The sequence below is a fragment of the Chitinophaga ginsengisoli genome (assembly GCF_003014595.1).
Lineage (GTDB): Bacteria > Bacteroidota > Bacteroidia > Chitinophagales > Chitinophagaceae > Chitinophaga > Chitinophaga ginsengisoli.
In genome coordinates, this window is sequence record NZ_PYGK01000004.1 from 486,299 (window position 1) to 512,737 (window position 26,439).

General features: G+C 43.4%; 30 protein-coding genes. 25 read left to right on the plus strand and 5 right to left on the minus strand.

Annotated features, from left to right (window positions below; translation table 11 throughout):
- Positions 1 to 171: 171 nt before the first annotated feature.
- The 3 genes from trxB to CLV42_RS12945 all read left to right on the plus strand — a co-directional run bounded on the left by trxB (position 172) and on the right by CLV42_RS12945 (position 2,413).
- On the plus strand, positions 172 to 1,119 hold the full coding sequence (trxB, locus tag CLV42_RS12935; RefSeq protein ID WP_106602331.1) for a thioredoxin-disulfide reductase: 948 nt from the start codon (positions 172 to 174) through the stop codon (positions 1,117 to 1,119).
- Between the two features lie 83 nt (positions 1,120 to 1,202).
- Complete coding sequence (locus CLV42_RS12940; RefSeq protein ID WP_106602332.1) at positions 1,203 to 1,553, plus strand: dihydroneopterin aldolase; 351 nt, start codon at positions 1,203 to 1,205, stop codon at positions 1,551 to 1,553.
- 104 nt (positions 1,554 to 1,657) lie between these two features.
- Positions 1,658 to 2,413, plus strand: coding sequence for a tetratricopeptide repeat protein (locus CLV42_RS12945; protein ID WP_106602333.1), 756 nt, complete (start codon positions 1,658 to 1,660; stop codon positions 2,411 to 2,413).
- A 4-nt stretch (positions 2,414 to 2,417) separates the two neighbouring features.
- On the opposite strand, the gene CLV42_RS12950 is transcribed toward CLV42_RS12945, so the two are convergent.
- On the minus strand, positions 2,418 to 3,749 hold the full coding sequence (locus CLV42_RS12950; RefSeq protein WP_106602334.1) for an MATE family efflux transporter: 1,332 nt from the start codon (positions 3,747 to 3,749) through the stop codon (positions 2,418 to 2,420).
- Positions 3,750 to 3,804: 55 nt separating this feature from the next.
- On the opposite strand from CLV42_RS12950, the gene CLV42_RS12955 reads away from it, so the two are divergent.
- From CLV42_RS12955 to CLV42_RS12970, 4 genes are read left to right on the plus strand one after another with little or no spacing between them, the layout of a single operon-like run.
- Positions 3,805 to 4,680 carry a DUF3822 family protein gene (locus CLV42_RS12955; RefSeq protein WP_170117492.1) on the plus strand — a complete coding sequence of 292 codons (876 nt, stop codon included), beginning with the start codon at positions 3,805 to 3,807 and terminating at the stop codon, positions 4,678 to 4,680.
- Entirely contained in the window at positions 4,671 to 5,222 is a 552-nt protein-coding gene (locus tag CLV42_RS12960; protein ID WP_106602336.1) for an RsmD family RNA methyltransferase, read from the plus strand. The genes CLV42_RS12955 and CLV42_RS12960 overlap by 10 nt, the downstream gene beginning before the upstream one ends.
- A 6-nt stretch (positions 5,223 to 5,228) precedes the next feature.
- Positions 5,229 to 5,702, plus strand: a complete 474-nt coding sequence (gene coaD / locus CLV42_RS12965) for a pantetheine-phosphate adenylyltransferase (RefSeq protein ID WP_106602337.1) — start codon at positions 5,229 to 5,231, stop codon at positions 5,700 to 5,702.
- Positions 5,703 to 5,743: 41 nt separating this feature from the next.
- The gene (locus CLV42_RS12970) at positions 5,744 to 6,178 is read left to right on the plus strand and encodes a hotdog fold thioesterase (protein WP_106602338.1); all 435 of its coding nucleotides are present in this window, start codon (positions 5,744 to 5,746) and stop codon (positions 6,176 to 6,178) included.
- A gap of 43 nt (positions 6,179 to 6,221) precedes the next feature.
- On the opposite strand, the gene CLV42_RS12975 is transcribed toward CLV42_RS12970, so the two are convergent.
- Positions 6,222 to 6,848 carry an NUDIX hydrolase gene (locus CLV42_RS12975; RefSeq protein ID WP_170117493.1) on the minus strand — a complete coding sequence of 209 codons (627 nt, stop codon included), beginning with the start codon at positions 6,846 to 6,848 and terminating at the stop codon, positions 6,222 to 6,224.
- A 39-nt stretch (positions 6,849 to 6,887) separates the two neighbouring features.
- Between CLV42_RS12975 and pyrE the strand changes: the two genes are divergently transcribed.
- Together pyrE and CLV42_RS12985 are read left to right on the plus strand one after the other, a co-directional pair.
- The gene (gene pyrE, locus CLV42_RS12980; RefSeq protein WP_106602340.1) at positions 6,888 to 7,535 is read left to right on the plus strand and encodes an orotate phosphoribosyltransferase; all 648 of its coding nucleotides are present in this window, start codon (positions 6,888 to 6,890) and stop codon (positions 7,533 to 7,535) included.
- A gap of 70 nt (positions 7,536 to 7,605) precedes the next feature.
- Positions 7,606 to 7,977, plus strand: coding sequence for a heavy-metal-associated domain-containing protein (locus CLV42_RS12985; protein ID WP_106602341.1), 372 nt, complete (start codon positions 7,606 to 7,608; stop codon positions 7,975 to 7,977).
- Positions 7,978 to 8,055: 78 nt separating this feature from the next.
- Here the strand turns inward: CLV42_RS12985 and CLV42_RS12990 are convergent, their stop codons facing one another.
- Positions 8,056 to 8,511, minus strand: coding sequence for an LEA type 2 family protein (locus CLV42_RS12990; RefSeq protein WP_106602342.1), 456 nt, complete (start codon positions 8,509 to 8,511; stop codon positions 8,056 to 8,058).
- A 337-nt stretch (positions 8,512 to 8,848) separates the two neighbouring features.
- Here CLV42_RS12990 and CLV42_RS12995 point away from each other — a divergent pair, with 337 nt between their 5' ends.
- Both CLV42_RS12995 and CLV42_RS13000 read left to right on the plus strand, forming a co-directional pair.
- A complete protein-coding gene (locus CLV42_RS12995) occupies positions 8,849 to 9,484 on the plus strand; it encodes a WbqC family protein (protein ID WP_106602343.1) in 636 nt (211 codons plus the stop codon).
- A gap of 231 nt (positions 9,485 to 9,715) precedes the next feature.
- Positions 9,716 to 11,113, plus strand: a complete 1,398-nt coding sequence (locus tag CLV42_RS13000) for a type III PLP-dependent enzyme domain-containing protein (protein ID WP_106602344.1) — start codon at positions 9,716 to 9,718, stop codon at positions 11,111 to 11,113.
- A 600-nt stretch (positions 11,114 to 11,713) separates the two neighbouring features.
- Here CLV42_RS13000 and CLV42_RS13010 read toward each other — a convergent pair.
- On the minus strand, positions 11,714 to 12,553 hold the full coding sequence (locus CLV42_RS13010; protein WP_106602346.1) for a hypothetical protein: 840 nt from the start codon (positions 12,551 to 12,553) through the stop codon (positions 11,714 to 11,716).
- 149 nt (positions 12,554 to 12,702) lie between these two features.
- The gene (locus CLV42_RS13015) at positions 12,703 to 13,158 is read right to left on the minus strand and encodes an Hsp20/alpha crystallin family protein (RefSeq protein WP_106602347.1); all 456 of its coding nucleotides are present in this window, start codon (positions 13,156 to 13,158) and stop codon (positions 12,703 to 12,705) included.
- A 229-nt stretch (positions 13,159 to 13,387) separates the two neighbouring features.
- On the opposite strand from CLV42_RS13015, the gene CLV42_RS13020 reads away from it, so the two are divergent.
- The 14 genes from CLV42_RS13020 to CLV42_RS13085 all read left to right on the plus strand — a co-directional run bounded on the left by CLV42_RS13020 (position 13,388) and on the right by CLV42_RS13085 (position 26,361).
- The gene (locus tag CLV42_RS13020; RefSeq protein ID WP_106602348.1) at positions 13,388 to 13,801 is read left to right on the plus strand and encodes a BrxA/BrxB family bacilliredoxin; all 414 of its coding nucleotides are present in this window, start codon (positions 13,388 to 13,390) and stop codon (positions 13,799 to 13,801) included.
- Positions 13,802 to 13,976: 175 nt separating this feature from the next.
- Positions 13,977 to 15,275 (plus strand): prolipoprotein diacylglyceryl transferase, encoded by a 1,299-nt coding sequence (locus tag CLV42_RS13025; protein WP_106602349.1) that lies wholly within the window; start codon positions 13,977 to 13,979, stop codon positions 15,273 to 15,275.
- 2 nt (positions 15,276 to 15,277) lie between these two features.
- Positions 15,278 to 15,703: a hemerythrin domain-containing protein gene (locus CLV42_RS13030; protein ID WP_106602350.1), complete on the plus strand. Its 426-nt coding sequence runs from the start codon at positions 15,278 to 15,280 to the stop codon at positions 15,701 to 15,703.
- 295 nt (positions 15,704 to 15,998) lie between these two features.
- Positions 15,999 to 18,461 (plus strand): outer membrane beta-barrel family protein, encoded by a 2,463-nt coding sequence (locus tag CLV42_RS13035; protein ID WP_106602351.1) that lies wholly within the window; start codon positions 15,999 to 16,001, stop codon positions 18,459 to 18,461.
- Positions 18,462 to 18,648: 187 nt separating this feature from the next.
- Positions 18,649 to 19,209, plus strand: coding sequence for an RNA polymerase sigma factor (locus tag CLV42_RS13040; RefSeq protein WP_106602352.1), 561 nt, complete (start codon positions 18,649 to 18,651; stop codon positions 19,207 to 19,209).
- A 7-nt stretch (positions 19,210 to 19,216) separates the two neighbouring features.
- Positions 19,217 to 19,768, plus strand: coding sequence for a hypothetical protein (locus CLV42_RS13045; protein WP_106602353.1), 552 nt, complete (start codon positions 19,217 to 19,219; stop codon positions 19,766 to 19,768).
- A complete protein-coding gene (locus tag CLV42_RS13050) occupies positions 19,752 to 20,837 on the plus strand; it encodes a hypothetical protein (RefSeq protein ID WP_106602354.1) in 1,086 nt (361 codons plus the stop codon). Before CLV42_RS13045 ends, CLV42_RS13050 begins: the two co-directional genes overlap by 17 nt.
- A 52-nt stretch (positions 20,838 to 20,889) precedes the next feature.
- Positions 20,890 to 21,627 carry a head GIN domain-containing protein gene (locus tag CLV42_RS13055; RefSeq protein ID WP_106602355.1) on the plus strand — a complete coding sequence of 246 codons (738 nt, stop codon included), beginning with the start codon at positions 20,890 to 20,892 and terminating at the stop codon, positions 21,625 to 21,627.
- Between the two features lie 155 nt (positions 21,628 to 21,782).
- On the plus strand, positions 21,783 to 22,274 hold the full coding sequence (locus CLV42_RS13060; RefSeq protein ID WP_106602356.1) for a YajQ family cyclic di-GMP-binding protein: 492 nt from the start codon (positions 21,783 to 21,785) through the stop codon (positions 22,272 to 22,274).
- Positions 22,275 to 22,428: 154 nt separating this feature from the next.
- On the plus strand, positions 22,429 to 22,680 hold the full coding sequence (locus CLV42_RS13065) for a type B 50S ribosomal protein L31 (protein ID WP_089836827.1): 252 nt from the start codon (positions 22,429 to 22,431) through the stop codon (positions 22,678 to 22,680).
- A gap of 68 nt (positions 22,681 to 22,748) precedes the next feature.
- Positions 22,749 to 23,915, plus strand: a complete 1,167-nt coding sequence (locus CLV42_RS13070; RefSeq protein WP_106602357.1) for a putative sugar nucleotidyl transferase — start codon at positions 22,749 to 22,751, stop codon at positions 23,913 to 23,915.
- 30 nt (positions 23,916 to 23,945) lie between these two features.
- Positions 23,946 to 24,707 (plus strand): triose-phosphate isomerase, encoded by a 762-nt coding sequence (gene tpiA / locus CLV42_RS13075; protein ID WP_106602358.1) that lies wholly within the window; start codon positions 23,946 to 23,948, stop codon positions 24,705 to 24,707.
- 242 nt (positions 24,708 to 24,949) lie between these two features.
- A complete protein-coding gene (locus CLV42_RS13080; RefSeq protein ID WP_106602359.1) occupies positions 24,950 to 25,567 on the plus strand; it encodes a 2'-5' RNA ligase family protein in 618 nt (205 codons plus the stop codon).
- Positions 25,568 to 26,085: 518 nt separating this feature from the next.
- Positions 26,086 to 26,361, plus strand: a complete 276-nt coding sequence (locus CLV42_RS13085) for an acylphosphatase (protein ID WP_106602360.1) — start codon at positions 26,086 to 26,088, stop codon at positions 26,359 to 26,361.
- Positions 26,362 to 26,439 lie beyond the last annotated feature (78 nt).

The following is a 26,439-nucleotide window of genomic DNA, read 5'->3' on the forward strand; positions in this document are numbered from 1 at the left end:
CTATATCATTCCTATAGACGCACCGGCTGTATATTTTATAGCCGGTGTTTTTTATTTTATGGGGATATGTATTTTTGCATGCCACATGACTCCGCATATATCTTTGCTTGTCATGTACGCATTCGGGATACGGGAATTAATAAACGATCATTCTAACATTACATAGTAAGCATGGAAACTAACCAACAGGAACATGTACATCTCTTGATTATAGGTTCCGGACCGGCAGGTTATACTGCCGCCATATATGCCGCCAGAGCGAATCTTAAACCGGTATTGTACCAGGGTATCCAGCCGGGAGGGCAGCTAACCATCACAACAGAAGTAGAAAACTATCCAGGTTATCCCGAAGGCATCCAGGGACCGGAAATGATGGTAGACTTCGAAAAACAGGCAACCCGTATGGGAGCGGACATCCGTTTCGGCCTGGCAACTTCCGTAGATTTCAGCAGCAAACCATATAAAGTAACGATCGATGAATCAAAAGTAATGACCGCAGATGCTGTGATCATTGCTACCGGCGCTTCCGCCAAATGGCTGGGAATGCCTTCTGAACAACGTCTGAACGGTAGCGGTGTTTCTGCCTGCGCTGTTTGCGACGGATTCTTCTTCCGTGGTAAAGAAGTAGCTATCGTAGGTGCAGGTGATACTGCCGCCGAAGAAGCGCTCTACCTGTCTAAAATGTGTACCAACGTTCATATGATCGTACGCCGCCACGAAATGCGTGCGTCTAAGGTAATGCAGGACCGTGTACTGAAAACTTCCAATATCATGGTTTACTGGAATACAGAAACACAGGAAGTACTGGGAGAAAATAAAGTAGAAGCCGTGCGCCTGCTGAACACTGTCAAGAACGAGGAAACAACCGTTCCTGTCAGCGCATTCTTCGTAGCTATCGGTCACCAGCCCAACTCGGGCATCTTCCAGGATTATCTCGATCTGGATGAGCAGGGGTATATCATAACTGTACCGGGTACCTCCCGTACTAACGTGGAGGGTGTATTCGCCTGCGGCGACGTACAGGATAAGATCTACCGTCAGGCGGTAACTGCTGCCGGCAGCGGATGTATGGCTGCACTGGACGCAGAAAGATATTTATCTGCCTTAGAACATCAATAATCAAAATACTTCATAAGGGATCAGGAATGAACAGACGGGATCTTTCCAAGTCCGTACATTCCTGATTTCTAATTTTAATCTGTATGCTTACCATTGGAGTAGAACAAGCACATTTTCATGCCTTCCACGGTTTATACCCGGAAGAAAGAATTATCGGAAATGATTTTATTGTAGATGTGTATGTGACCATCCCCGGTACGCACCATATTGACAGTATCGCCGAAACAGTTAACTATCAGGGTCTTTACAATATTGTAAAGAAGATCATGGCCGTTCCCCAGCCATTGCTCGAGCAGGTGGTATATAATATGAGCGACGCCATCAAGAACAAGTATCCCGAAATCCAAAAGTCTATCGTTTCCCTGCGTAAAATGAACCCTCCCATGGGTGCTTCCATCCGGAATTCGGTGGTGAGCCTCGAAAAGAACTACTAAATAGTAATAGCCCCTTCTTTCACAGATTCACGGATTTCCGGTATAAATTATGTGTCAATAAAGCATTAAATTTAGTTATTTTAATATGTGTAAATTTCTGCCCTATGTTTATTAAGGTATTTGCATCTGCTGCTTTATTCCTTGTCTCCGCTGTATCTTTCGCCCAGACTGCCGACGAGATGGTTGAACAGGCCAGGCAACTGGAAAAACAAATGAAGGACGACGCTGCCCTTTCTATGTATAAAGACGCACTCAAAGTGCAACCTGACAACATCGCCGCCCTGACAGGCGCGAGTGAACTGTGCTCACGGGAAGGATTCCGTGCCACGGAGAAGGAAGAAAAAAGCCGTATCTATACCGAGGCAAAAAGTTACGCAGAACAGGCGCTGAAACTCGCGCCGGAAAATGCAGACGCCAACTATGTAATGGCAGTGGCCATTGGTCGTATAGCCCTGTCTTCAGGGGCAAAAGAGAAAGTAGCTGCTTCCAAGGAAGTGAAAAGATATGCTGAACTGGCCATCAAATTCAATCCCAAATATGCCAAGGCCTATCATGTATTGGGCAAATGGAATTATGAAGTGGCTAATATGAATGCCCTGGAAAAGGCCGCTGCCAAAATGCTGTTTGGCGGTATGCCCCCGGCCACCTTACAGGATGCCATTACCAATTATGAGAAATGTCGTAAGATGGACCCATCCTTTCTGCCTAATTATCTCGAACTGGCCAAAGCCTATAAAGAGAACGATGAACTGGATAAGTGCATCGAAGTGTTACGCAAAGCAGTAACCTTACGTCCTATCTACCAGGACGATCTCGGTATCAAATCATCTTGTAAAAAGATGCTGGAAGATCTTGAATAGTCGATCAGATCGACTTTGCCTTCCATTTTCCACTTTTCAGGTACCAGGCGCTCAATCCGAAAATAATGATCCAGTAGATGAAATCTGCCAGCCAGGCGATATGCAGGGGGCTGCGCCAGCGTTCTACTACAATACTGCAATACAGCAAGTACCCGATCACTGCCGCGAACTCTATACCCAGGTTCACCCGGGTATTGCCCGTGCCTGTCACCCCGCTCAGCGATACGCCCGAAATAGCCATCAACAGGGTGCTCAGGGTGATGATCCGCACAGAGGGAATGGCCTCCCTGATAAGCTCCCTGTCTGTTGTATAGATCTGCAAGATAGTGGATGGGAAAAGGTTCACCAGTATACAAACTATAAAAGCGCATAACAGGCTGATAGTCGCTATCTTGCGGATGGCGCTGAATACCTGGTCCTCTTTCCCCTGACCGATCACATTGCTGACCAGCGTGTTGCAGGTGGCGCTCAGTGCCCAGGTGAATACACCAAAGAACCCGAAGATGCTCCTCAGCATATTGGAAATGGCCAACGGCCGTTCTCCCAGGTGCTCGATAAAAATGAAGAACACAAACCAGCTGCCGATGCTGAACAGGAACTGAACGATCAGTGGGGCAGATATGGACAGGATACTGCGGAAGATCTGCCAGGAGGGTTTGAGATATTCAAAGAGATGGAAACGTTTGTGAAACCCTTTCCCGAAAAGGATACCGTAAGCCACCAGCATACCGGTACTTTCTGCAATTACAGAAGCAAAAGCTGCGCCGTTCAGTCCCAGGGCGGGGAGTCCGAACTTCCCGAAGATCAGCACATAATCAAAGCCAATATTGACCATTTCCTGGCAAAGGGAGGTGACAGCCAATACTTTAGAGTTGCCACTGCCAATATAAAAGGCATTGGCCATACTGAGCATCATCAGAAAGGACAATCCCCATATCCGGATACGGATGAAAGACACCGCTGCCTCATAGATCTGCTGGTTATGAAGACTATGGGCAAAAAACCAGGGCGCCAGGAACAAGGTAATAGCAATCACGAAGAAAGAAGAACACAGCCCGAGTTCCAGTCCGTTGGAGAATAACTGCCCGATGCCTTTGGTGTTTAATTGTCCGGCACGGCGGGCTATCAGTACCTGTAAACCATTATTAAGGCCATAGGCCACCATGTACATGACAAGATAATAAATACCGGCAATGCCATTGGCAGCCAGTTCAAACTCCCCCAGGCGTCCCAGGAAAGCGGTATTTGTCATGTGATTTATTTGTGGAATAATGAGAGCCAGGCATATAGGAGCAGCTATTTTTATGATCTGTCGGGTTGTTACTTCAAATTGCATAGCAGCAAAAGTCACGTTTTTTGGTTATTATTGTGCCATATCTAATGTATTACTAATGTCTGTGACGTACAATATTCATCCTGCCTTTGCAGCTGATGATACTTCTCTGCTTGAAACTGATCTTACCTCCTGCCAGCTGCTGGTGCTTATTGGAAAGGGAACGTTCAGTTATGTGGTATATAATCCGGCCATTAAAAAGTTCCTGGCCCTGAAGTCTTACCACTTCCTGCCGCAGAAGACAGCCACAGCAGACCTGCAGATGATCGAACAGATATTCGATGCCGACAAGTTGTTATTTACCAACTTTAACCTGGTACAGTTGGCGTTTGACGGAGTCAACAACACACTGGTACCGGAGCAACACTACAATCCATCCTTAAAGAAAGATTACCTGCATGTCATCTATCCTGAACAAACGCAGGAACTGGTGCTGGCAGACGTGCTGACGGACCAGCAACTAGTGAATATCTACGCTGTTGACAAGGATGTGATGGGATACCTGAGAAAAGAATTTTCTACTGATAAAGTGATCCACGCCAACACGGGATTACTGAAGTCATACCGTTTTGACAGCGACTTCCTGGAGCTGAACGGGGTGGCCTATGTTGACATTCAGCAGCATAAATTCTCGCTGACCATCTTCCGGTTCGGCAAACTGTTGATACAACAGGACGTAACCAGCCAGACAGGGCTGGACGTGGTATATCACCTGGTGAACATCCTGCGTCAGACAGGCCTGGATGAGCAGCTGGTGAAAGTGAAAGTGGGAGGGGCGGTCACTTCCGATTCCCAGATCCATGAAGAATTACGCCGCTTTATTCCCAAGCTGGAATGGATGCCGCGCCTGCCGGGCTTTGGATATATTCCCAAGATGGAAGAGATCCCCGGCTATTATTTCAATAACCTTTATGCAATGGCATTATGCGTATAATCGGTGGAGAAAAGGGAGGATTGCGGTTCCAGCCGCCGGCACATATGCCGCATACCCGGCCAACAACCGATATCGCAAAAGGTGGGCTGTTTAACATCCTGGAGAATAACCTGGACTTTCCTACACTGAAAACCCTGGATATTTTCGGCGGAACAGGCAGCATCAGTTACGAACTGGCATCAAGGGGAGTAACGGATCTGACAATCGTGGAGAAAGATCCTGAGATGGCCGATTTCATCAAGAAAACAGCCAAGACACTTGACGTACCATTGAAGCTGCAGCGTATGGACGTGTTCAAATACCTGGAGCAGTGTACAGAAAAGTTCAATTTTATATTTGCGGGACCGCCATATGCGCTGACTACCATAGACCAGTTGCCACTGATCATTTTTGAAAGGCAGTTGCTGGAGCCCGAAGGATGGTTTGTGCTGGAACATACTCCCCGCAATAACTATAAAAATTACGCGTACTACCGTACAGAGCGTAATTATGGTACCACCATCTTTTCGATCTTTATAAACAGAGAGGAGCTGAAAAAATAAACTGGCATGAAACGTATTTGTTTATTCCCCGGTACATTCGATCCGATCACACTGGGGCATACTGATGTTATAGACCGTTCGCTGGACCTTTTTGATGAAATAGTGGTAGGGATAGGAGTCAATTCAGCCAAAACACCTATGTTTTCCCTGGAGCAGAGAATGCAATGGATCCGGGATATTTACAGTCATACACCTAAAGTGAAAGTGATCTCTTACGAGGGACTGACCATTAAGAGTTGTAAGGAAGTTGGCGCTCAGTTTATATTACGGGGTATTCGCAGTATCGGCGATTTTGAATATGAAAAAGCAATCGCTGATGTAAACCGTATGATGGACAGTAGCATTGAAACTATTTTCCTGAGCTGTTCGCCCCGTTATTCCACATTGGCTTCCTCACTGGTACGGGACGTGCTGAAATATGACGGAGATGCCTCCCAGTTATTGCCTGAAAATATTCTCAGGGAATTAAAGAAAGCGTAAGTTCGCAGAATCCATTTTAAACCTTTAATGAGTCATCACCCATGAAACCGATCTGGCACTCTCTGGATGTTTCCCTGGACCAATTGAATGAAACCGGCGCAAATACCATGGCAAGTTTTCTTGGTATGGAGTTTACAGAGATCGGGCCCGATTATCTGCGGATGATCATGCCTGTAAACGGGCGGACCAAGCAGCCATATGGACTTCTACACGGAGGAGCATCTGCAGCCCTTGCGGAGACAGTGGGTAGTGTGGCCTCTTCATTGATTATCGATCATAAGAAACAGATAGCTGTGGGATTGGATATCAATGCCAATCATATAAAAGGCGTTACGGAAGGGTATGTGCATGCCATCGCCAGGCCGCTGCATATCGGGTCAACCACCCATGTATGGGATATCCGTATTTGTGATGATGATAATAAACTGGTGTGTATCAGTCGTTTAACAGTGGCCATCAGAGATAAAAAGGCTTAATGCCGGATGCCGGTATGAGCATATAGCATTAAGCCCTGGGGGATCAGACAGCGTAACCATCTTTTTCAAATACGTCTATGATATTTTGGTAAGAGAATTTGAGGTATTTGGATAGATGTTCGGGTTTGATCCACTGAATATCAATAATATCTTCTTCTATCTGTGGAACGGTCAGTTCTGTACCGGTAAACTTCATCTTGTACCAGTAAGTATGTTTCAGGGTCTTCTTTTCCTTCCAGGTATAAAAATGGAAGGTTTCCCCGATCTTATGTTCAAGCGTGATTGTGTGTAACCCTGTTTCTTCCGCTACTTCTCTGACAGCAGCCCTTTCCAGGCTTTCCCCATCATCCTGTTTGCCTTTGGGCAGGTCCCACTTCCCACGGCGGAACATCAGCAGCACTTCCTCTTCCAGGTTGGTGATCAGACCACCGGCAGCTACCAATACCTGGAAATATCCTTTGATGGTTTCGAGCAGCTGCTCAGTATCCGGGTGGACAAAGATCGCCGCTTCCATTTTGCCCGTTTCAAGCGATTGCAATATCGCCTCTATAGTGGTGGTATCGGGTTCTGTATATAATGTCGCGTCTTTATATTTAGCAGGAATACCCTGGTGGGTGGCCATAATGACCAGTGGACGCTCGTTGAGATAAATGACTGTATCTTTTTGCATGGGGCAAAAATAAACCGTAATTAAGTATTTTTGCTTCATATGAGTAAGATCAGCGAAAAACAGATAGCAGAGAAGCTACTACAGATACAGGCGGTAAAGTTGCGTCCGTCAGAACCTTTTACATGGGCATCCGGCTGGAAGTCGCCTATTTATTGCGACAATCGTAAGATTTTGTCCTATCCATATGTACGTGACTATGTAAAATCCGAGATGTGTAATGTGGTATTTGAAACATTTGCTGATGCAGCGGTACTGGCCGGCGTAGCCACAGGAGGTATTCCTCTGGGTGCACTGGTAGCTGACCAGCTGAAGCTGCCTTTTATCTATGTAAGGGCGAAGGCAAAAGAGCATGGCATGGGCAACCTGATAGAAGGCGTATTACAGCCGGGTCAGCCGGTAGTGGTAGTGGAAGACCTGATCTCGACCGGCAAGAGCAGCCTGGAAGCGGTAAATGCTATCCGTGCGGCTGGTGGGGAAGTGATCGGAATGGTCTCTGTTTTTAACTACGGTTTTGATGTGGCGGTAAAAGCATTTGAAGCGGCAAAGGTGCCTTTCTATTCCCTGAGCAATTACAGTGCATTGATCGAGCTGGCGGTTGAAAAAGGATTGGTATCAGCAGAAGAGCAGGCTACCCTGGAAGCCTGGAGAAGCGCTCCTGATAAATGGAATGCAACGCCTGCCATATAGGATGCCGTTCTTACCAAAAGATATTTCAGTTAACAAGTATTTACTATATTAGGATCGTAAAAAGTAACTTATGCGTATCGTTAAACTTGTAATGGTATTATTATTTGCGGGTATTGGTATTACAATGGGCCAGACAAAGAAAGGCACCATGGTAACTGCCAAAATAAGCACCCCGACAGTGCAGTGCGAACAATGTAAAAATCGCATAGAAAGATACCTTTCCAGAGAAGAGGGAGTGCAATCCTCTAAAGTGGACTTCAAAAAAGGTATTACGACCGTGAAATTTTTCAGTGATCGTACCAATATAGAAAATGTGAAGACGGCAATTGCGAATGCGGGGTATGATGCAGACAATGTAACTGCAAATGAGGAGGCTTACGCCAAATTACCTACCTGCTGTAAAAAGCCGGAAGATGGTGGTGGTGAAAACAAGAAACACTAAGCCCATTGGAAAAGCGTATTAACGAAAAGGCCTCGGTTGCATCGCAACGAGGCCTTTTTAGTTTTTACACGGTTATGATCAGAAAAACTTGAGTGGCTGTTTTGTTTCACATTTTATCGGGAACGGCAGATAAACTCCTCCTTTACCTACTTTACAATTTCCCGTTGCCTTAATGGTAACCTCTTTATTCATGAGGGCGCCTAAAGCATTTTTAAAGACGTTATCCATGTTCACCTCCAGTTTCACCGGAAAGTAAAAAGTATCCCTTGCCGGTATGGCGATCATGGTATCCTGAACGGAATGTCCGACTGGGGTATCGTCAAAGAAAAGATCGAAGGAAGCATCCTTCAGTTTCAGTTTAAAGTTATTCGGATTATAGTAAGCCAGGGTCAGCCGTACGACACTTTTGGAAAAGCCGAGGTTGTCAAAATTGATTCCTGCAACCCTGACAAATTCCAGATCTTTTGCCTTTTCGCATGAACTAACTACGCCCCAGATTGTCATAATAAGTATACCCAGTCTGAAAAATCTCATGACAAATTTTTATCAAACCTACGGCAAACTGAATAGAACGCCAAGGGATAAAAAGGAATTAGGAAAGTTTTAACGGCCTCAAAACCATAACTTAATATTTTACTTTAAGCCCAAAAAAGGATAAAAATGCCTGAAAAAGCTACTAAAGAGTTTAGTAAATTTGCGTGCATTTAATTATTTACTTTAAATGCCTCATTGCTAATGAAAATAGCATATTTATAATTTTTCTATGAATTGTTTATCAGGAAATTAAGTCTGTTTGTCAGTTAATTAAAGATAAACCTTTCAACTGCTTGAAACATACATTTTTAGCTTAAAAACACCAATTTTTGACGATATGGCAGCTGAGACAAATAAGACAACACTACTTATTGAATCACAATACTTTCCGAATATTTCCTTTTATAAAACTTTAATTAACCATGATATATTATTGATTGAAAGATATGAACACTACCAGAAGGTGAGTTTTCGTAACCGGTGTTATATAGCCGGACCGAACGGAAGCATACTGTTGAGTGTTCCCCTGGCCCGCGGAAAGAACCAGAGAACTGTCATGAAGGATGTCAGAATCAGCAACGATGAAAAGTGGCAAGCCCTGCACTGGAAGACGCTAGTATCTGCTTACCGTCGTTCTCCCTGGTTTGAATATTATGAGGATGAGCTGGGCAGGCTTTTCACCAGAGAGGTAACTTACCTCCTGGACTGGAACCTTATGTGCCTGGAATGGGCTAATAAGATAATCGGTATTACTACCCCTGTCATCTTTACGGATGAGTATCATAAGATATATGAGGCCGGTAAGGATATTACTGATGCAAGGGATACCATGCAGCCTTCTCCAAAGGAAGTAGATGAAGACACCGTTCGTTATACCCAGGTCTTCCAGGAAAGGACTGGTTTCCTTCCGGATATGAGTATTCTGGACTTAATTTTCTGTGAAGGAAAGCGAAGCATTGAGCTGCTCAGATAGTATAAAATTGACATATGTATTTAGCATCAATTGCTTGATATGTAACGTTTTAGCATAATATCTAACCATTTAAAAAAAATTGAAAGTTTTTGCCCGGCCAATTGGACAAAATATTTAGCTTTGCAACCAATTTTGCTGGGTTTCGAACTGACGTAGGTGTGTAAACCAGGAGTTTTCCAGCGAGGGTTGTGATTGCTTTTTACTAATCCTTAAAATGTTTCATAGGTTTAAATGAACAGCACCTACACAGATCTCGTTAACCAGACCTTCGAGTTCCCACAGGAAGGATTTGACGTACAGGACAGTTACCTGGAGTTTAACGGGGTTAATATCAAGGCTTTAATCGACAAGTACGGGACACCATTCAAGCTGACTTATTTGCCAAAGATCGGAATGCAGATAAACAAGGCTAAGAAAATGTTCCAGGATGCAATTAAGAAGAACAGATACGATGGGAACTACTATTATTGTTATTGCACCAAAAGTTCGCATTTCTCCTTTATAATGGAGGAAACGCTGAAACATAATATACATATCGAGACCTCCTTCGCGTATGATATTGATATCATTACCAAGTTGTACGAGAGGAAGAAGATCAATAAGGACACGTTCGTGATATGTAACGGTTACAAGACCAAGCCGTATACAAAAGCGATCGCCAAGTTGATCAACTCCGGATTCCGCAATGTGATCCCCGTGCTGGATAACAAAGAGGAACTGGAAGATTACCAGAAATTTATCCGTTCAAAGGATAGGGTGAAACTGGGGCTGCGTATTGCGGCTGAAGAGGAACCTACCTTTGACTTTTATACGTCCAGATTAGGTATCCGTTCCCGCGATGTGCTGGAGTTCTACGTGGACAAGCTGAAGGGAAATGACAAATTTGAGCTGAAAATGCTCCATTTTTTCATGAACAAGGGTATTAAGGACGATATCTATTACTGGAGCCAGTTTAACCGTGTGTTGAACCTGTATTGCCAGTTAAAGAAGATCTGTCCTGAGCTGGATAGCATCAACATAGGTGGCGGATTCCCGATCAAGCATTCCCTGGGCTTCGATTACGATTACAACTACATTGTAAATGAGATCGTTGCCAACATCAAGAGCGTTTGTAAGAAGAACAAGGTACCGGTACCTGATATCTATACTGAGTTCGGTTCCTTTACCGTAGGCGAAAGCGGTGCAGTGATCTATAGCGTGGTAGGGGAAAAGATGCAGAACGACAGGGAAAACTGGTATATGATCGATAGCTCTTTCATTACCACCTTGCCGGATACCTGGGGAATAGGTGAGAAGTTCCTGATGCTCCCGATCAATAAATGGGATCAGGAATACCAGGAGGTACACCTTGGGGGGCTGACTTGTGACGGTTATGACTTTTACACTTCTGAAGAACACATAAATGCGGTATTCCTGCCGAAGTTAGCCGGAGAAGAGCCACTCTATATCGGCTTTTTCCATACTGGCGCTTACCAGGACCAGCTGAGCGGTTATGGAGGTATTAAGCACTGTCTGATACCATCACCGAAGCATGTGATCGTAGGATATGACAAAAATGGGCAGCTGAAAGACTGGCTGTATGCCAAGGAGCAAACCGCCCAGAGTATGTTAAAGATTTTGGGTTATTAAAAAAATGGGTTAGTAATCCACTGACACACCCCGCGATTTCTCGCGGGGTTTTTTATTTTATACCATTTAGGTATTGTCTTTAAGCGGAGATGCGTCGTGTATGCGCCGTGTATACGTCGTATATATCTCGTGTTTGTCCCGGGATGCGTCTGGTATACCTCTGGTATACGTCTGGTATACGTCCGGTGCGTGTCGGGTATATGCTGTTACCATATCTTTTGCGGTTATCATTGTACCAAAAAACACACAGCCCGCCAGAGGCGGGCTGAAATGCAGCGAATTATATGTCCTGGGCATTTGACCCGCCGTGGCGGATCGTGTGTTTGCGGCCCGGGGTTTTATCCCTGGGTCATTCCATGGCATAGGTTTACCGTCAAAAGCATATAGGAAAATAAGACTGAGAAGGGATAAAAAGGTTTGTGGTGTATAGGGAGAAAAAGAATCAGTCGGTGTATAGGGAGAATAGGACCCTGTTTGTTTACATAACAAAGGTAAGAGCGTTCCGTAAGGTGGGAAATACCCGAAAGTTGTAATTTTTCAATAGGTTCCTTACCATAATTTCACAGCCCTCACACGGACGTGTACCCGCCGGACTTGGCCTTAACTTTCCAGGTGCGGACTATTATCCAGGTAGTCTATAGCGCTTTCACACTGTTTTTCGATTTCTATCAGGCAGGCTTCCAGCAGTTCCCTGTTACCATCGAGGTACTTGGACTTCCCGGAGCGGGAAAGTCCTTTCAGAATAATGAATTGTTTAGTCAGGTGCTGGCTCAGCAAAGAGGAGTGTTGTCTTTGTTTCTGCAGCGTACGCTCATGTTCTGACCGGAAGATATTCCGGTAATGGGCGCCTAACACCCTGATAAGAAATATGATATAAAAACCGGTGAGCACCGGAGTAAAAATAAAACTTTGCTCCGGAGTGAACCCAGGCATTACGTAGGTCGCTACATTATTCACTTTCATCCAGGCCACCAGACTCAGGTAACTGCAGAGCAATCCGCCGAGGGAGAGCGTCGCAGCTATATTAGTGGTAATGTAACAAAACAGAAGACTCAGTACCCAGATCATGGAATATCTGAGGGACAGGTCCTGATTATTGAAAAAGGAACAGGCTGCCGGAATGATAAATGTAACAAAGGCCGCGATGATACTCACGGTTTTGACTGGTACACCCGTCCGGACCATTATAAGACATCCCCCGAGGGAGATCAGAAAGGCAACAATTAGTAACAGTTCCGTTGTATTATGTGTATACAGGCCAATGAGGGCAACCGGTATTAAAAGCAGCAGGTGAAAGAACAGATAATCAAATAACAACCGCACATTGCATCGTTCCCTGGAGTCGGTACAAATATATAACGCATTGCCAATCACCGCATCTTCAGCGTTGCGGTAGACTTTAACTGCCAGTGTAGATATTTTTTTGAACAGTTGCGGCATGGCCCATATAGTTGTATGGCAAATTATCCTTTAAAAACAGTTTCGTTCTTAAACGTTTGTGTGAATTATTGGGGAATTTAATGAACGGGCTAAAATAAAAAATCCCCTCCCGGCGAAGGGAGGGGAATCACACTTATTCAACCTTTCTCTTATTCTACAACAATCACTTTAGCCGCGTCCTGCACATTTTCTTTCTTCGCCAGCTGCAGTTTCAGTACTCCATTGTCATATTTAGCCTGGATCTTTTCAGCATCTACCTGTTCATTCAAGGTAAAGGAACGTTTGAATGAACGGAAGCTGAACTCTCTGCGTAATTGTTTCTGGTTTTCATCTTTGCTTTCTGCAACTTTCTCTGCACTGATAGTCAAGGTCTTGTTTTCAAGATTAATCTTAAAGTCTTCTTTGGATAATCCCGGAACCAGCAAGTCTACCTGGTAGGCATCTTTAGTCTCTGTGATGTTCACAGGGGGATAAGCGCCATAAAAATCATGCGTGTGGAAATCGTCTTTCCAGGCCTTGTTGAAACCGGCATTGTTAAAAATTTCTTCTACTAAGCCTCCAAAGGATTTTACTGCAGGTGCCTGATTGAATTTTACGAATGTCATAGTTTATAAATTTTAGTGTTTGTTTTAAAAATTTGTTCGTGGAGGTATATGCAAACAGAATACCATGGCATTAAACCTGCTATTTTGCTATAATATGGGCTTATACAGTGGACTTTTTGTCGTTTCTATTTGTTTTGAAATGTCATTATGGCATATTCATTCATGTTTTTCTATTTATCAGCTTATGATTAACTTTGTGAAAACTATCGAACAAAAAAAATTGTAGTATATGTATCCAGCAGAACTTGTACTGCCAATGAAGGCAGAGTTGACAGATAATGGTTTTGAAGAATTGCTCACACCACAAAAAGTGGATGAGACTTTAAAGCAGGAAGGAACAACACTTGTAATGATCAATTCAGTTTGTGGTTGCTCTGCAGGTACTGCTCGTCCGGGTGTTTTATTAGCTGTAGCTCATAGTGAGAAGAAACCCGACAGGTTAACAACCAGCTTTGCAGGATTTGATATGGCTGCTGTACAACAGATCCGTTCACATCTGTTACCTTACCCTCCATCTTCACCTGCGATCGCTTTATTTAAAGATGGTCAGTTGGTACACTTTATTGAGCGTCATATGATCGAAGGTCGTCCTGCACAGATGATTGCTGCAAACCTGGTTGACGCGTTTGAGCAATACTGCTAAAATTTATCCGGATCGTAATTCTTTTTTCTACTGTTATCATATTGTATGCGCAATAGAAAAAGGAATTATGATTTGGAATTTGTGATTTTTACAGCTTACTTTGGTGGTTTGATTTTCCATTTGACTAATTCGGCTTTGTTCATAGGAAAATTCAGATCACCAATTTTTTTTGGCTATGTATCCTAATTTATATTACGCGTTTCACGATCTATTCGGTGTAGACATCCCTTTACTTAAACTTCTGCAGACATTCGGTTTTTTCGTTGCCGTTGCTTTTCTGGCGGCCGCTTATGTATTGACAAGCGAGCTAAAAAGAAGAGAGCAATTGGGATGGCTGACAGGAGTGCCTGAAAAAGTGATAACGGGTAAGCCGGTTAACATGACAGAAGTATTGATCCATGGTGTGCTGGGTTTTGTGTTAGGATACAAGATATTAGGATTAGCCTCTGACTGGGCGGAAGCTTCCCAGGATCTCCAGTCATATATATTATCCTCCCGCGGAAACCTGCTGGGAGGAATTGCCTTGGGTGGCTTTTTTGCTTACCTGAAATACAGATCTGCTAAAAAACAGGAGCTGCCCAAGCCGAAAGAAGAGACTATTACGATCATGCCCCATCAGCGGGTACCGGATTTTACAGTCATGGCAGCTGTTGCCGGTCTGCTGGGTGCCAAGATCTTTCATAACCTGGAGAACTGGGGAGATTTTGTACAGGACCCGATAGGCTCACTCTTATCTTTCAGTGGTCTTACATTCTACGGTGGACTTATCCTCGCATCCATAGTTATTATCCGCTACGCCGCTAAAAAAGGGATCAACATCTGGCACCTGATAGACAGTGCTGCTCCCGCATTGATGCTGGCTTATGGTGTAGGACGTATGGGATGTCACTTTTCCGGTGATGGTGACTGGGGTATTTATAACAGCGGTTATATCACAGATGCCACAGGCAAGGTGCTTTCTGTGGATCCATCAAAGTTCCAGGAAGTACTGAAAGCAAACGAACAGTTTTTCATGCGACAGTATGGAAGCCTGGAGCATATACCTCATGCGGCATTTGCTAAACCAGGCGGCTTAAGCTTTCTGCCGGATTGGTTCTTTGCCTACGGATATCCTCATAACGTGATCAATGAAGGCATACAGATGGCAGGTTGCACAGGTAAGTACTGCAGTGTACTGCCTATAGCCGTTTATCCCACTGCTCTCTATGAAATCATTGCCTGTCTTTTACTCTTTGTTGTTTTATGGAGCCTGCGTAAAAAGATCACCGTTCCAGGTGTTATTTTTGGCGTCTACCTGATAATGAACGGTTTGGAGCGTTTCTTCATCGAAAAGATCAGGGTAAACACGAAATATGACATCTTCGGATTTCGTCCTACCCAGGCCGAAATAATCTCTTCCTTAATGATAATAGGTGGCGCCGCATTAGTCTGGTATTGCCGTAAAATATATAAAGCGCCAAAACCAGTAGCCTGAACATGCAAAGACACCCGGTCCTGATACCGTTGTCACATGAACACAAGCGTTTACTGTTCGTGTGCAGGTACTTAAAGAAAGATGCAGCAGCTTATGAAGGATTCCCTTTGGAAACCAATGCGAAGCTCGCCTATATTGTAAATGTCTTCCAGGAAGTAATGGTCCCTCACATCCAGAAAGAAGAGTATCTTTTTGAAGTATGTGCCGGCCGCCATCCCGAGATAGACGACATCATAAAAGAACTGATACAGGAGCATCAGCAGATCTCCCGCATGTATAGTGCACTCACTGAGAATACCGACCTTATTTCCGCGATGGATGTGCTGGCCAGGAGCCTGGAAGAGCACATAAGAAAAGAGGAAAGGGTATTCTTTGAGAAATTGCAGACAGAACTCCCGGAAGTATTGGAAGCTATTAAATGGGCCTGAGCCCGGTAACCTTATAATTATCAAGGCATTGCTTTTTAGAGGCAATGCCTTTTTTATTGTTTTACCCTGTAACGAAATCCTTTTCTGATCGTCTTTATAAAAAACTCCCTGTCACCTTTCTTAAACTTTTGCCAATCATCCCTGCCAGGATACCGCTTGTGTAAAACTATGTACTATGCAATGCACAATACCTACCTTTACACTGTAGTTGTTTAAGAAAGGTTCTGTACTAAAAACGGTTCTATAACAACAAAAAATTGAAAAGAAGCTTATAATAAATTTAAATCATCCTTATATGAAATCGACTACTACATTGTTGGCCTCTTTCTTATTAATGTGCAGCATTAAAACCATCCAGGCACAGACCATTGAGACTGCCAGAGTCATTGGCAGCGTAACACAAACAGGGAACAAGCCTGTTGAATTTGCCACCATTACCTTATTAAAAGCAAAAGATTCCTCCCTGGTGAAAGGAGCTATTGCCGACATCAACGGAAAGTATGAATTCGAACAGGTGAAACAAGGTAAGTACCTGATCGCCGCTGCCTATGTCGGTATGACAAAAGCTTTTAGCAAACCTTTTGAGATTAAGGGAAGTACCCCGGTAACAATAGAGACACTTTCACTGGGTACAGATGCAAAGAATCTCAAGGAAGTAAATGTAACCGCTAAAAAGCCATTCGTAGAGCAACGGGCCGATAAAATGGTGGTGAATGTTGAAGCCAGTATTATCGGTGCTGGTGGTACGGCGATGGACGTACTGGAAAAGTCGCCCGGTGTTACAATAGATAAAGATGACAATATCAACCTGAAAAATAAGAGTGGTGTCATTATTATGATCGATGGCAAGCCCACTAACATGAGTTCCCAGGACGTTGCCCAGCTGCTGAAAAGTATGCCCAGTAGCAATATTGAGCAAATTGAACTGATCACCAATCCTTCCGCCAAATACGATGCAGCGGGCAACGCCGGGATCATCAACATCAAACTGAAGAAAAATAAAACAGTCGGCACCAACGGTAACGTGTCAATATCCGGAGCCTATGGTCTGACTCCCAAATGGGGCGGATCATTGAACCTGAACCATCGCAATGAGAAGTTCAATCTCTTCGGATCTTATAACTATAATCATAGAGAGAATCAACAGCATCTGGGATTATATCGCACCGGTACTACCGATGGTCAGTATACCGTATTCGATCAGCAGAATATCCGCGACAGGAAATCAGATTATCACGGCGCTAAAGTTGGTATGGACTATTTCCTCAATAAAAATAACACGATTGGCGTAATGGTAGATGCAGGTTTCAGGAACTCCGATGAACCCGCAGAATCTACGACCCTGATAGGAGGTAGAGAAACTGTAGATTCAACATTGAAGACACATACATACAATAAAGGAACCTGGAGAAGATGGGCTTACAATGTGAACTACAGGGCTATTCTTGATACAACCGGCAAGGAGTTGAACATGGACCTGGACTATGCACGCAATACAGATAAACAGGGAAACAGCATTTACTCTACTATTTGGGACGCAGCTGGTAAGAACTATATGCATGGTGATACGTCACGTAACAATCAGCCTAATACGATCGATATTAAAACGTTCAAAGCTGACTATATTCATCCTTTGCCTCACCAGGCTAAATTCGAAGCCGGCGTTAAACTGAGCTTTGTAAAAACAGACAACGACGTGAAATTTGATTCACTGCGCAACGGTAACTGGATATATGATAAGAACCGCTCCAATCATTTTATTTACAAAGAGAATGTAAATGCGGCGTACATCAACTTCCAGAAACAGTTCAAAAAGGTCAATGTACAATTAGGTTTACGTGCTGAACAAAGCAATGTGAAAGGTAATTCCATTACCATCAACCAGGTGACTGATACCAGCTACTTTAATCTCTTTCCAAGTGTCTTTGTCAGCTATGACGCAGCAAAGGATCATCAGCTGGGAATCTCTTACAGCCGTCGTTTACAGAGACCTGATTATGAAGATCTGAATCCATTTCAGATATACCTGGACAGATATACTATCGTGGCTGGTAATCCTTATCTGAAACCTTCTTACTCTAACAATATTGAGCTGACACATACATTTAAACATTTCCTGACTACCTCAGTTGGCTATACACATACCAAAGACAAGATCACGCAGATCATTGAAGCCGATAAGGATGTGATCACAGGAGATACACTGACACTCCGTTATAAATACCTGAACATTGCGAAATCTGACATCGTAAACCTGAATGTTTCTTTCCCGGTGACGATCACTAAATGGTGGAGCAGCTTTACTTATCTGTCAGCATACTACAACAAATTCCAGACTATGGTTGACTCCCGCCTGGTAACTGTTTCGGGTGGTGGATTTATGGGACGTACCCAACAGACTTTCACTTTACCCGCAGGTATCGGTGCTGAAGTAAGCATCTTCTATCTCTCTCCACAGATCGCTGATGAAGGTCTGTTCAGAATGAAATCGATGGCTGCTGTTGACATGGGTGTATCCAAACAGATCATGCACAAAAAGGGAAGTATTAAATTCAACGTAGGCGACGTTTTTAATATGCAGCGTTTCCGTGGAAGTTTTGAAAATGGAGGCCGCTATACTGCTGTAAGAAGCAAATGGGAAAGCCAGCAGTTCAGGCTCACTTTCAACTACCGCTTTGGAAATACCAGCATCAAAGCTGCCCGCGCCCGTAAGACCGGTCTGGAAGATGAACAGAACCGCGTAAAAGACGGAAACTGATATGACCTGTTTTTAGGTATATATAAGGATGGAACGGGACGTGACCTATTCTTGGGTCGCGTCCTTTCTTGAATTAGTAAATTATTGAAAATTATATAGTTGTGATGTTTTGAGTGTTTTTAACCCCTCTTGTCTCCAAAAATATACCCCTTTGTATGCAACCTTTTTCTGAAATAATGTCTTTAATATGCAAGCATCAGCCAACAACTTGAATAATACAACCATAACAGACCACCTGGTATCCCGGTGTAAAAAGGGAGATGTGCACGCATTCCGTGACCTATACAATGCCTATTCTGGTGCAATGTATAACATCTGTTTGCGTATGACAGGGAACACGGCGGATGCTGAAGATACTTTACAGGAGGCTTTTATGCAGATATTCAGGAACATTGAGCGCCTGGAAAATGCAGGAAGTGTGACAGCCTGGATCAAACGGATAGTGGTAAACCACTGCCTGAGTCACCTGAGGAGGAAGAAAGTATATTTTGAAGAGGTAGATAATATAGACATAGAAGAAGATAAAGCAATCGTAGACGAAGATAATTTTGCATGGACGGTAGCAGCGATAAAAGAGGCCATACACGTTTTACCGCCTGGTTACCGTACCGTTTTGAACTTGTACATATTTGAAGAGTACTCGCATAAAGAAATAGCCAACATGCTTGATATTTCTGAGTCAACAGTGAAAACACAGTATATGCGTGCAAAGGATAAAGTGAGACAGATAATTAAACAAAAAAAGTAATACGCTGATGTCAGAAAGTAGCTTTGAAGATTTTGTCAGGCAACACCGTCAGAATTTTGAAGAAGCCGGACCCCATTCGAGAGTATGGGCACAGTTAGAACAGCAACTTGCCCCCGGTAAAAAAAGGAAAGTAATACAACTGATGGGCCGTCACTGGTTAAAGGCAGCAGCTGTGCTGGTGCTGATGGTGAATAGTGTCATGATCTACCAGTTCATTCAGATGAAGAAAGCGCAACATCTTACAAATGTTTCGCCCGAAATGCAGGAAGCCAAAATGTATTACACTGCACAGATCGAACAGCGGCTGGAAACTATCAAAAGCTATCCTGATGCTTTGCTGGGATTGGACAGCATGGCGCGTAAAGAACTGGAACTACGCAATGATACGTATCAGGTACTCGAAGCCGAACTGATACAGAATCCAGGTAATGAAAGAATTAAAGCAGCAATGGTCCGTTACTATCAACTTAAACTGGACCTGCTGGATAAAATATTAGAAGAGCTGAGAGAAAAACAGCCCGTAAGCCAAAAGCAATCTGATTATGAAAGAGAAATTTAGTATTCTGTTATTTTTATTGTTACCTATACTTACCTATGGTAAAAAGGGCGATAGTGAATTCAAAAAAGTTATTGTAAAAGAATTCAGCACCAATCCCGGTACAAACCTTAGTATTTCTAACAAATACGGTAAGATCGTTGTGCACACATGGCAGAAAAATGAAGTGAAGGCAACAATTACAATTACCGGTTTCGGTAAGAGTGTAGAAGAAGCTACTGCAATTGTCAATATGGTGGATATTTCCATGAACAATAGCGGGAACAACGCAAGCCTGCAAACAGACTACAATCCTTCATCGTCCGGAAACAGATGGTTCTCCTGGGGGGGTAAAAAAGATTCTAAGGATTATGTGAACATAGACTATGAATTGTATATCCCTGAAAGACTGGCCAGACTATCGCTGGAGAATAATTTCGGAGATATTATCACTGATGTGCTTTCCTTTCCTACATCCATCAGTATGAACTATTGTAATTATGACATTAAAGAGGCGGAGAGGCAGCTTGATCTCAGTATGAATTATTGCGATCGTGGCCGTATAGGGAAAGCAGAAACAGTAAACATAAGAGCTAACTATTCCAATCTTAAAAGTGATGCCATTTCATCACTGGTCACCAGATCAAACTATTGCGAATATAACCTGGGAACTGTGAATAGTCTGAGCACTTCCGGTAATTACGATGAATATAATGTGAACAAAGTAGGTTCCTTCAGCGGCAAAAATACATACACTAATTTCCGTATTACAGAAGTGCAGACAGAGATCAATTCAAAACTGGTGTATGGTGATTTCTCTGCCAAAACATTGGGTACAGGATTTAAAAATGGAGAGTTCCAGCTGACATATACAGATGTGAAATTAGGTGTACCGCAGCGGCTGGGCCTGCACATAAAGGTACAGCTTAACCGGGGTGATGTGAAAACAGGAGAGCTGTCATTGAAGAATGTTGTCAACATCAAGAAAAACTCACAGTTAACATATACGGCTTCTACCAGTTCAGCTGACGACAGATCTCCATCCATCAGTGTAAATGGGGTATACAGCGACATTGACTTCGAAAGCCGTTGATGCATATAATTCCTTCGTTAAACATGTAAACTCTCACCGCTAAATCTCATTTATGAAAACGTTACGTCTTGGCTGGTTATTACCAGTACTATTGGTCTTTTCCGTGTTCACATTTTCTGCATTCACCATCATTAACAATGAAAAAGTAAGGGGGAGTGGAAACATTAAGGAAGAGGCCCGCACTGAAGGACCATTCAGAAGTATCAGCACTTCCGGTTCATACAATGTATACATCACGCAGGGGGCGAAACACGATATACGGATTGAGGCGGATGATAACCTGCTGCCTTTGATCATCACCAAAGTGAGCGGCAATGATCTTGAGATCTATACTAAAAAAGGATATGATATTAAGCCTTCCAAAACCATTAATGTTTATGTGACATTGGATCAGCTGGAAGAATTGTCTTCCAGTGGAAGCGGAGGTTTCTATAGCAAAGGCAAACTCAAAGGAGGCAATGTGAAATTTTCCTTCAGCGGCTCTACCAATACTGAACTGGACCTGAATGCAAATGATCTGAAGGTAGAAGTATCCGGTTCAAGCCATCTGAACCTGAAAGGAACTATTCCCGCTACCAGGTATGACATATCCGGTTCCGCTGATGTGGAAGCATTGGAGCTGCAGGCTGATAACGCTAATATCTCCATTTCAGGCTCTGGCAAGCTGGATATAGCAGTTGAGAAAAAACTGGATCTCAGTGTATCCGGAATGGGTAAAGTCCGCTATAAAGGATCACCTGTTATCAATCAGTCTTCTTCCGGTATGGCGAAGATCTCTAAAATAGACTAAAGATAGTTGTTGGCTGCTTGTACATACAACGCAGCCGGTTACCGGAAGGCATTCCGTTAACACACCCCGGGTATTGTCCCGGGGTTTTTTTATAACTCCTCAGTATGATTTATATTTGTCTCCCTTAAGCGATTAACGATATAAAACATTTTATCATGCCGTCCTTTGATATTGTTAGCAAAGTAGATACTCAGACACTTGATAATGCGGTAAATACCGTAAAAAAGGAGATTACCACCAGGTTCGACTTCAAAGATTCCCATGTGAACATGGAATTGAATAAAAAAGACCTGTCCTTAAATGTGGAAGTGGAAAGCGAAATGAAGCTGACGCAGGTCATAGATGTACTGATAAGCCGTACGATGCGCCATGGACTGGATGCTACTATCTACGACCTGAGCAAAGAGCCATATCAGAGTGGGAAAGTGGTAAAAAAAGAGATTCCGATAAGAAACGGAATCAAACAGGAAGACGCCAAGAAGATTGTAAAACTGATAAAGGATTCCGGTGTTAAGGTGCAGGCCGCCATTATGGATGATATTGTGCGGGTAACCGGAAAGAAAATAGATGATTTACAAGAGGTTATACAAAAGACCAAAGAAGCGAACTTAGGTATTCCTTTACAATACACCAACATGAAGAGCTAAATATTTAGTCTTTTGTTGTTGTTTTTGAAATAATTATTTTACCTTTGCACCCTGTCTAATAATATTGGTTGAAACCAAGCATGGCATTCATCATGCATCAGAGGAATGAATATGCGGGGTTGCATCTGGTAACAAAAAGAAAATTTAAATTCAGATGAAACAGGGAATCCATCCAGAAAATTACAGATTTGTAATATTCAAAGATATGTCTAACGGACACACTTTCTTGAGCCGTTCTACCGCTCCTTCTAAAGAAACACTCAAATGGGAAGATGGTAACGAGTATCCGTTAATTAAACTGGAAATTTCCAATACTTCCCACCCATTCTATACCGGGAAAAATGTATTGGTGGATACAGCGGGTCGTATCGACAAGTTCAACAAGCGTTACGCTAAGAAAGCCTAATAAGGCCTTTAAAATAATTTTATTAATCCCATCGGCATTTCCGGTGGGATTTTTTATTTTTATCCCCTATGGAGCGGAATTACATTCTTTTTGACACACCTGCACGAGAGTTGTTATATCCCTTCACCCATACACGACCGGTCGCCGCCTGCCGAACAGGTATACTGACTATCGCAGAAAAATGGGAATACTGGCTGAATGCCAGTATCAGCCACCTTACCGTTCCTTACTTACAAAGGAAATATCCACTAAAAAAAAATGAGACCGTTCCGGCAGTGTTTGTTGATGGCAGTATTTTGCCTGATGAAGCGCTGGTACGTGCTATTCATGAACTGGAACCTGGTCAGGGGCTGTATAAAGACAATGAACTGGTGGCAAATGTTACTCCCGGAAATGAGCTGGATGCAGAACCTCTAGAACGAAAAGAGTATCTTGGTGCGGTTTCACGGATCAGGATGCCCTGGGACTTCTTTTTACTGAACGATCAGGCTATCCGGAGTGATTTTGAACTGCTGACAAAAGGGAGGGTATCTGCTCCTATCAGCGAGACGAATAAGGTGACGGCGCCAGAGCGTATCTTCCTGGAAGAAGGGGCTGTGGTAGAGCATAGCATCCTCAACGCCAGTACCGGCCCTATTTATGTGGGTAGAAATGCCGAGATCATGGAAGGCTGTTTGATCAGGGGAGCGCTGGCACTGGGAGAAAAAGCCGTGTTGAAGATGGGTAGTAAAGTATACGGGGCTACAACCCTGGGACCGGGAAGCATAGGAGGGGGAGAGATCAAGAATGTGGTGATGTTCGGCCATTCCAATAAGGGGCACGACGGCTATCTGGGGGATACCGTGATCGGGGAATGGTGCAACCTGGGAGCAAATGCAACCAGTTCCAACCTGAAGAACAATGCCAGCACTGTAAAAGTATGGATAGAGGCCTATAAGAGGACCGAGCCTGCTGGCCTGAAGTGTGGACTATTAATGGGTGATTACAGTCGCTGTGGCATCGGGGCGCTGTTGAATACCGGAACCGTTATTGGTGTATCCTGTAATATCTTTGGCGGAAGCCTGCCTCCTAAGTTTATCCCTTCCTTTTCCTGGGGTGGGGCAGCCGGACTGGAACCTTACCGGCTGAAACAGGCAATGAGAGATGCCGGCATGTGGATGCAGTTTAAAGGACGGCAAATGGAAGAGGTGGATAGAGAGATACTGCAAACCCTTTTTACAATTTTAGGTGAATAACACTTTTTAAAAATCAATATAGCGATAGACATGAGAAAAAAAATCGTTGCTGGAAACTGGAAAATGAACCTGACCCTGGGCCAGGCAGAACAGCTGATCAATGACATATTGCAGGCTGGCCTGCGATTGAAGGATGGACAGGAAGTGGTAATGGCCACGCCTTTTCCATATCTGTTGAAAGCAAAGTCATTGTTGAAAAATACCCCTGGTTTTTACCTGGGAGCTCAGAACAGCGCATCTGAAAAATCAGGCGCTTATACCGGTGAAGTATCTGCTGAGATGTTGCAGTCTGTAGGTGTTGATTATGTGATACTAGGCCACTCCGAAAGAAGGGAATATTTCCAGGAAAGCAATGCTACCCTGGCTAAGAAGATAGATCTGGCCCTTGCTAATGGCCTGAAACCGATTTTCTGCTGCGGTGAGCCACTGGAAGTGAGAAAAGCTGAAACACAGAATGAATATGTAGCAAAACAGCTGGAAGAAAGCCTGTATCATTTAACAGAAGAGCAACTGAAGAATGTGGTGATCGCTTATGAGCCGATCTGGGCAATCGGTACCGGACTGACTGCCAGCGCAGCACAGGCTCAGGATATGCATGCTTTCATCAGAGCACAGATAGCTGCTAAATATGGTAGGGAAGCAGCGTTACGTACCAGCATCCTGTATGGTGGTAGCGCAAAACCTTCCAATGCAGAAGAGCTGTTCGCATGTCCGGATGTAGACGGTGGTCTGATTGGTGGGGCCTCTCTGGTAGCTGCTGATTTCCTCGCTATTATTCAGAAGCTCGGATAATTGTAAGAGAATATATCATTATAAAGCAGTCTGCCGAAGGCAGGCTGCTTTTTTTATGCATACGAGAACCGCGGGTAAGCATGGCGAAAGTCTATCAGCTTCAGTTCCAATTTGATATATCGGCGAGCAAAAAAAGTTAGTATTTTGTGCTAAAAAAATTAGTATTTCAGGGAATCTTCTTTATATTTGTATTGTCAATATTCAAATAACCAATACATCTTAAGTTAAAAACTTACTTGGTTATGCATACAAATAACAACATTGCATTTGAACAGGAAACATTGTATGATTACTTGTTGGTAGTAAGTCCCGGTACTAACATTACCAATGACGTAACAGCATTGAAGAAATTAGTAGCCCAGGAATTGGGAATGTATGGCAGTCGCTTTTCCAAAGCCCATATCAGTCTTTTCAGATCTGTATTTCCTGCAAGATTTCAGGATGATTTCATTCATCTGTTAGATGATGTAGCAAAGAAACAATCAGGCTTCACGTTATATACCTCAAAGTTTGATCATTTTGAACATGGTCCTGACAAGCGTACCATTTATATCAATGTAGCTAATCCCAAACCTCTCGTTGAGCTGCATAAAAAAGTACTACAGGAGTTTGATATAAAGCCAGCCTCATTCAAACCACATATCACTATAGCAAGAGCTATCAGTACACCTGAATTTGATAAAGTATATGATCACTTTTACAACCAGGTTTTTGTACGTAGTTTCCAGTGCAAGAGCTTTTCATTATTGCGTAAGCCAGCCAGTGGCGGTAGTTACGAGCTCGTGAAGGAGTTTGTATTCGGAGATGAAGCTGTTCTGCAGGATGCTACGCTCTTTAACTACGCTAATTACGCCGCGTAAATTGTATTAAAAATATATAAGCTGTATTTACTGTGTCAATTGTATCAGCCCGTGTAAGCTATATCAGTTGTGTAGGCTGTATATGCCGTGTAGACTATATTGGCTCTGGAACTGCATATCCCGTGTAAACTGTATCAGTTGTGTAGGCTGTATATGCGATGTAGATTGTATTGGCTCTGCGAACTGCATATTCCGTGTAAACTGCATCGGTTGTGTAGGTGGTAAATGCTATGTAGAATGTATATGCTCTGCGAACTGCATCAGCCGTGTACGTTGCATAGTCTGTGAAGGCGACGAGGTTTGTATAAGTTCATCAGACAGCATAATCTGCGCCGGTTAGTTGGCATAACACTGCGTAGTCCGTATTATCAATATAACATAAATACATAAAGTACTTTTCTTATTGGCTTTTATTCCATGTTTGTTAGCCCATTTTTATTCAGATTTTAATTTTTCCGTTTACACGGCTGTTTGTAGATTTGAGAAACACAATTACTCATCCTTCATCACCGCGTTATATGGAAAAGATACATAAGCATATCCTGGTAAAAGGAAAAGTCCAGGGCGTGTATTTCAGAGCCAGTACGAAACACACAGCAGATGATCTTGGCATTACAGGAGAAGTGAGGAATTTACCTAATGGCAATGTGCTGATCACTGCAGAAGGAGAGGAGAGTAAGATGGAGGCGTTTATTGCCTGGTGCAGACAGGGACCACCTTTTGCTAAAGTTACTGAGCTTATTATTACTGTTGCCCCTTTACAGGATTACAAAGCGTTTGATGTAGTGCATTAAGATCCGCTGCTGCTATTATTGTTTAATAACTTTCATATAGGTTTTTGTTTGCAAATACCTGCAGCCACTGCAAATAAT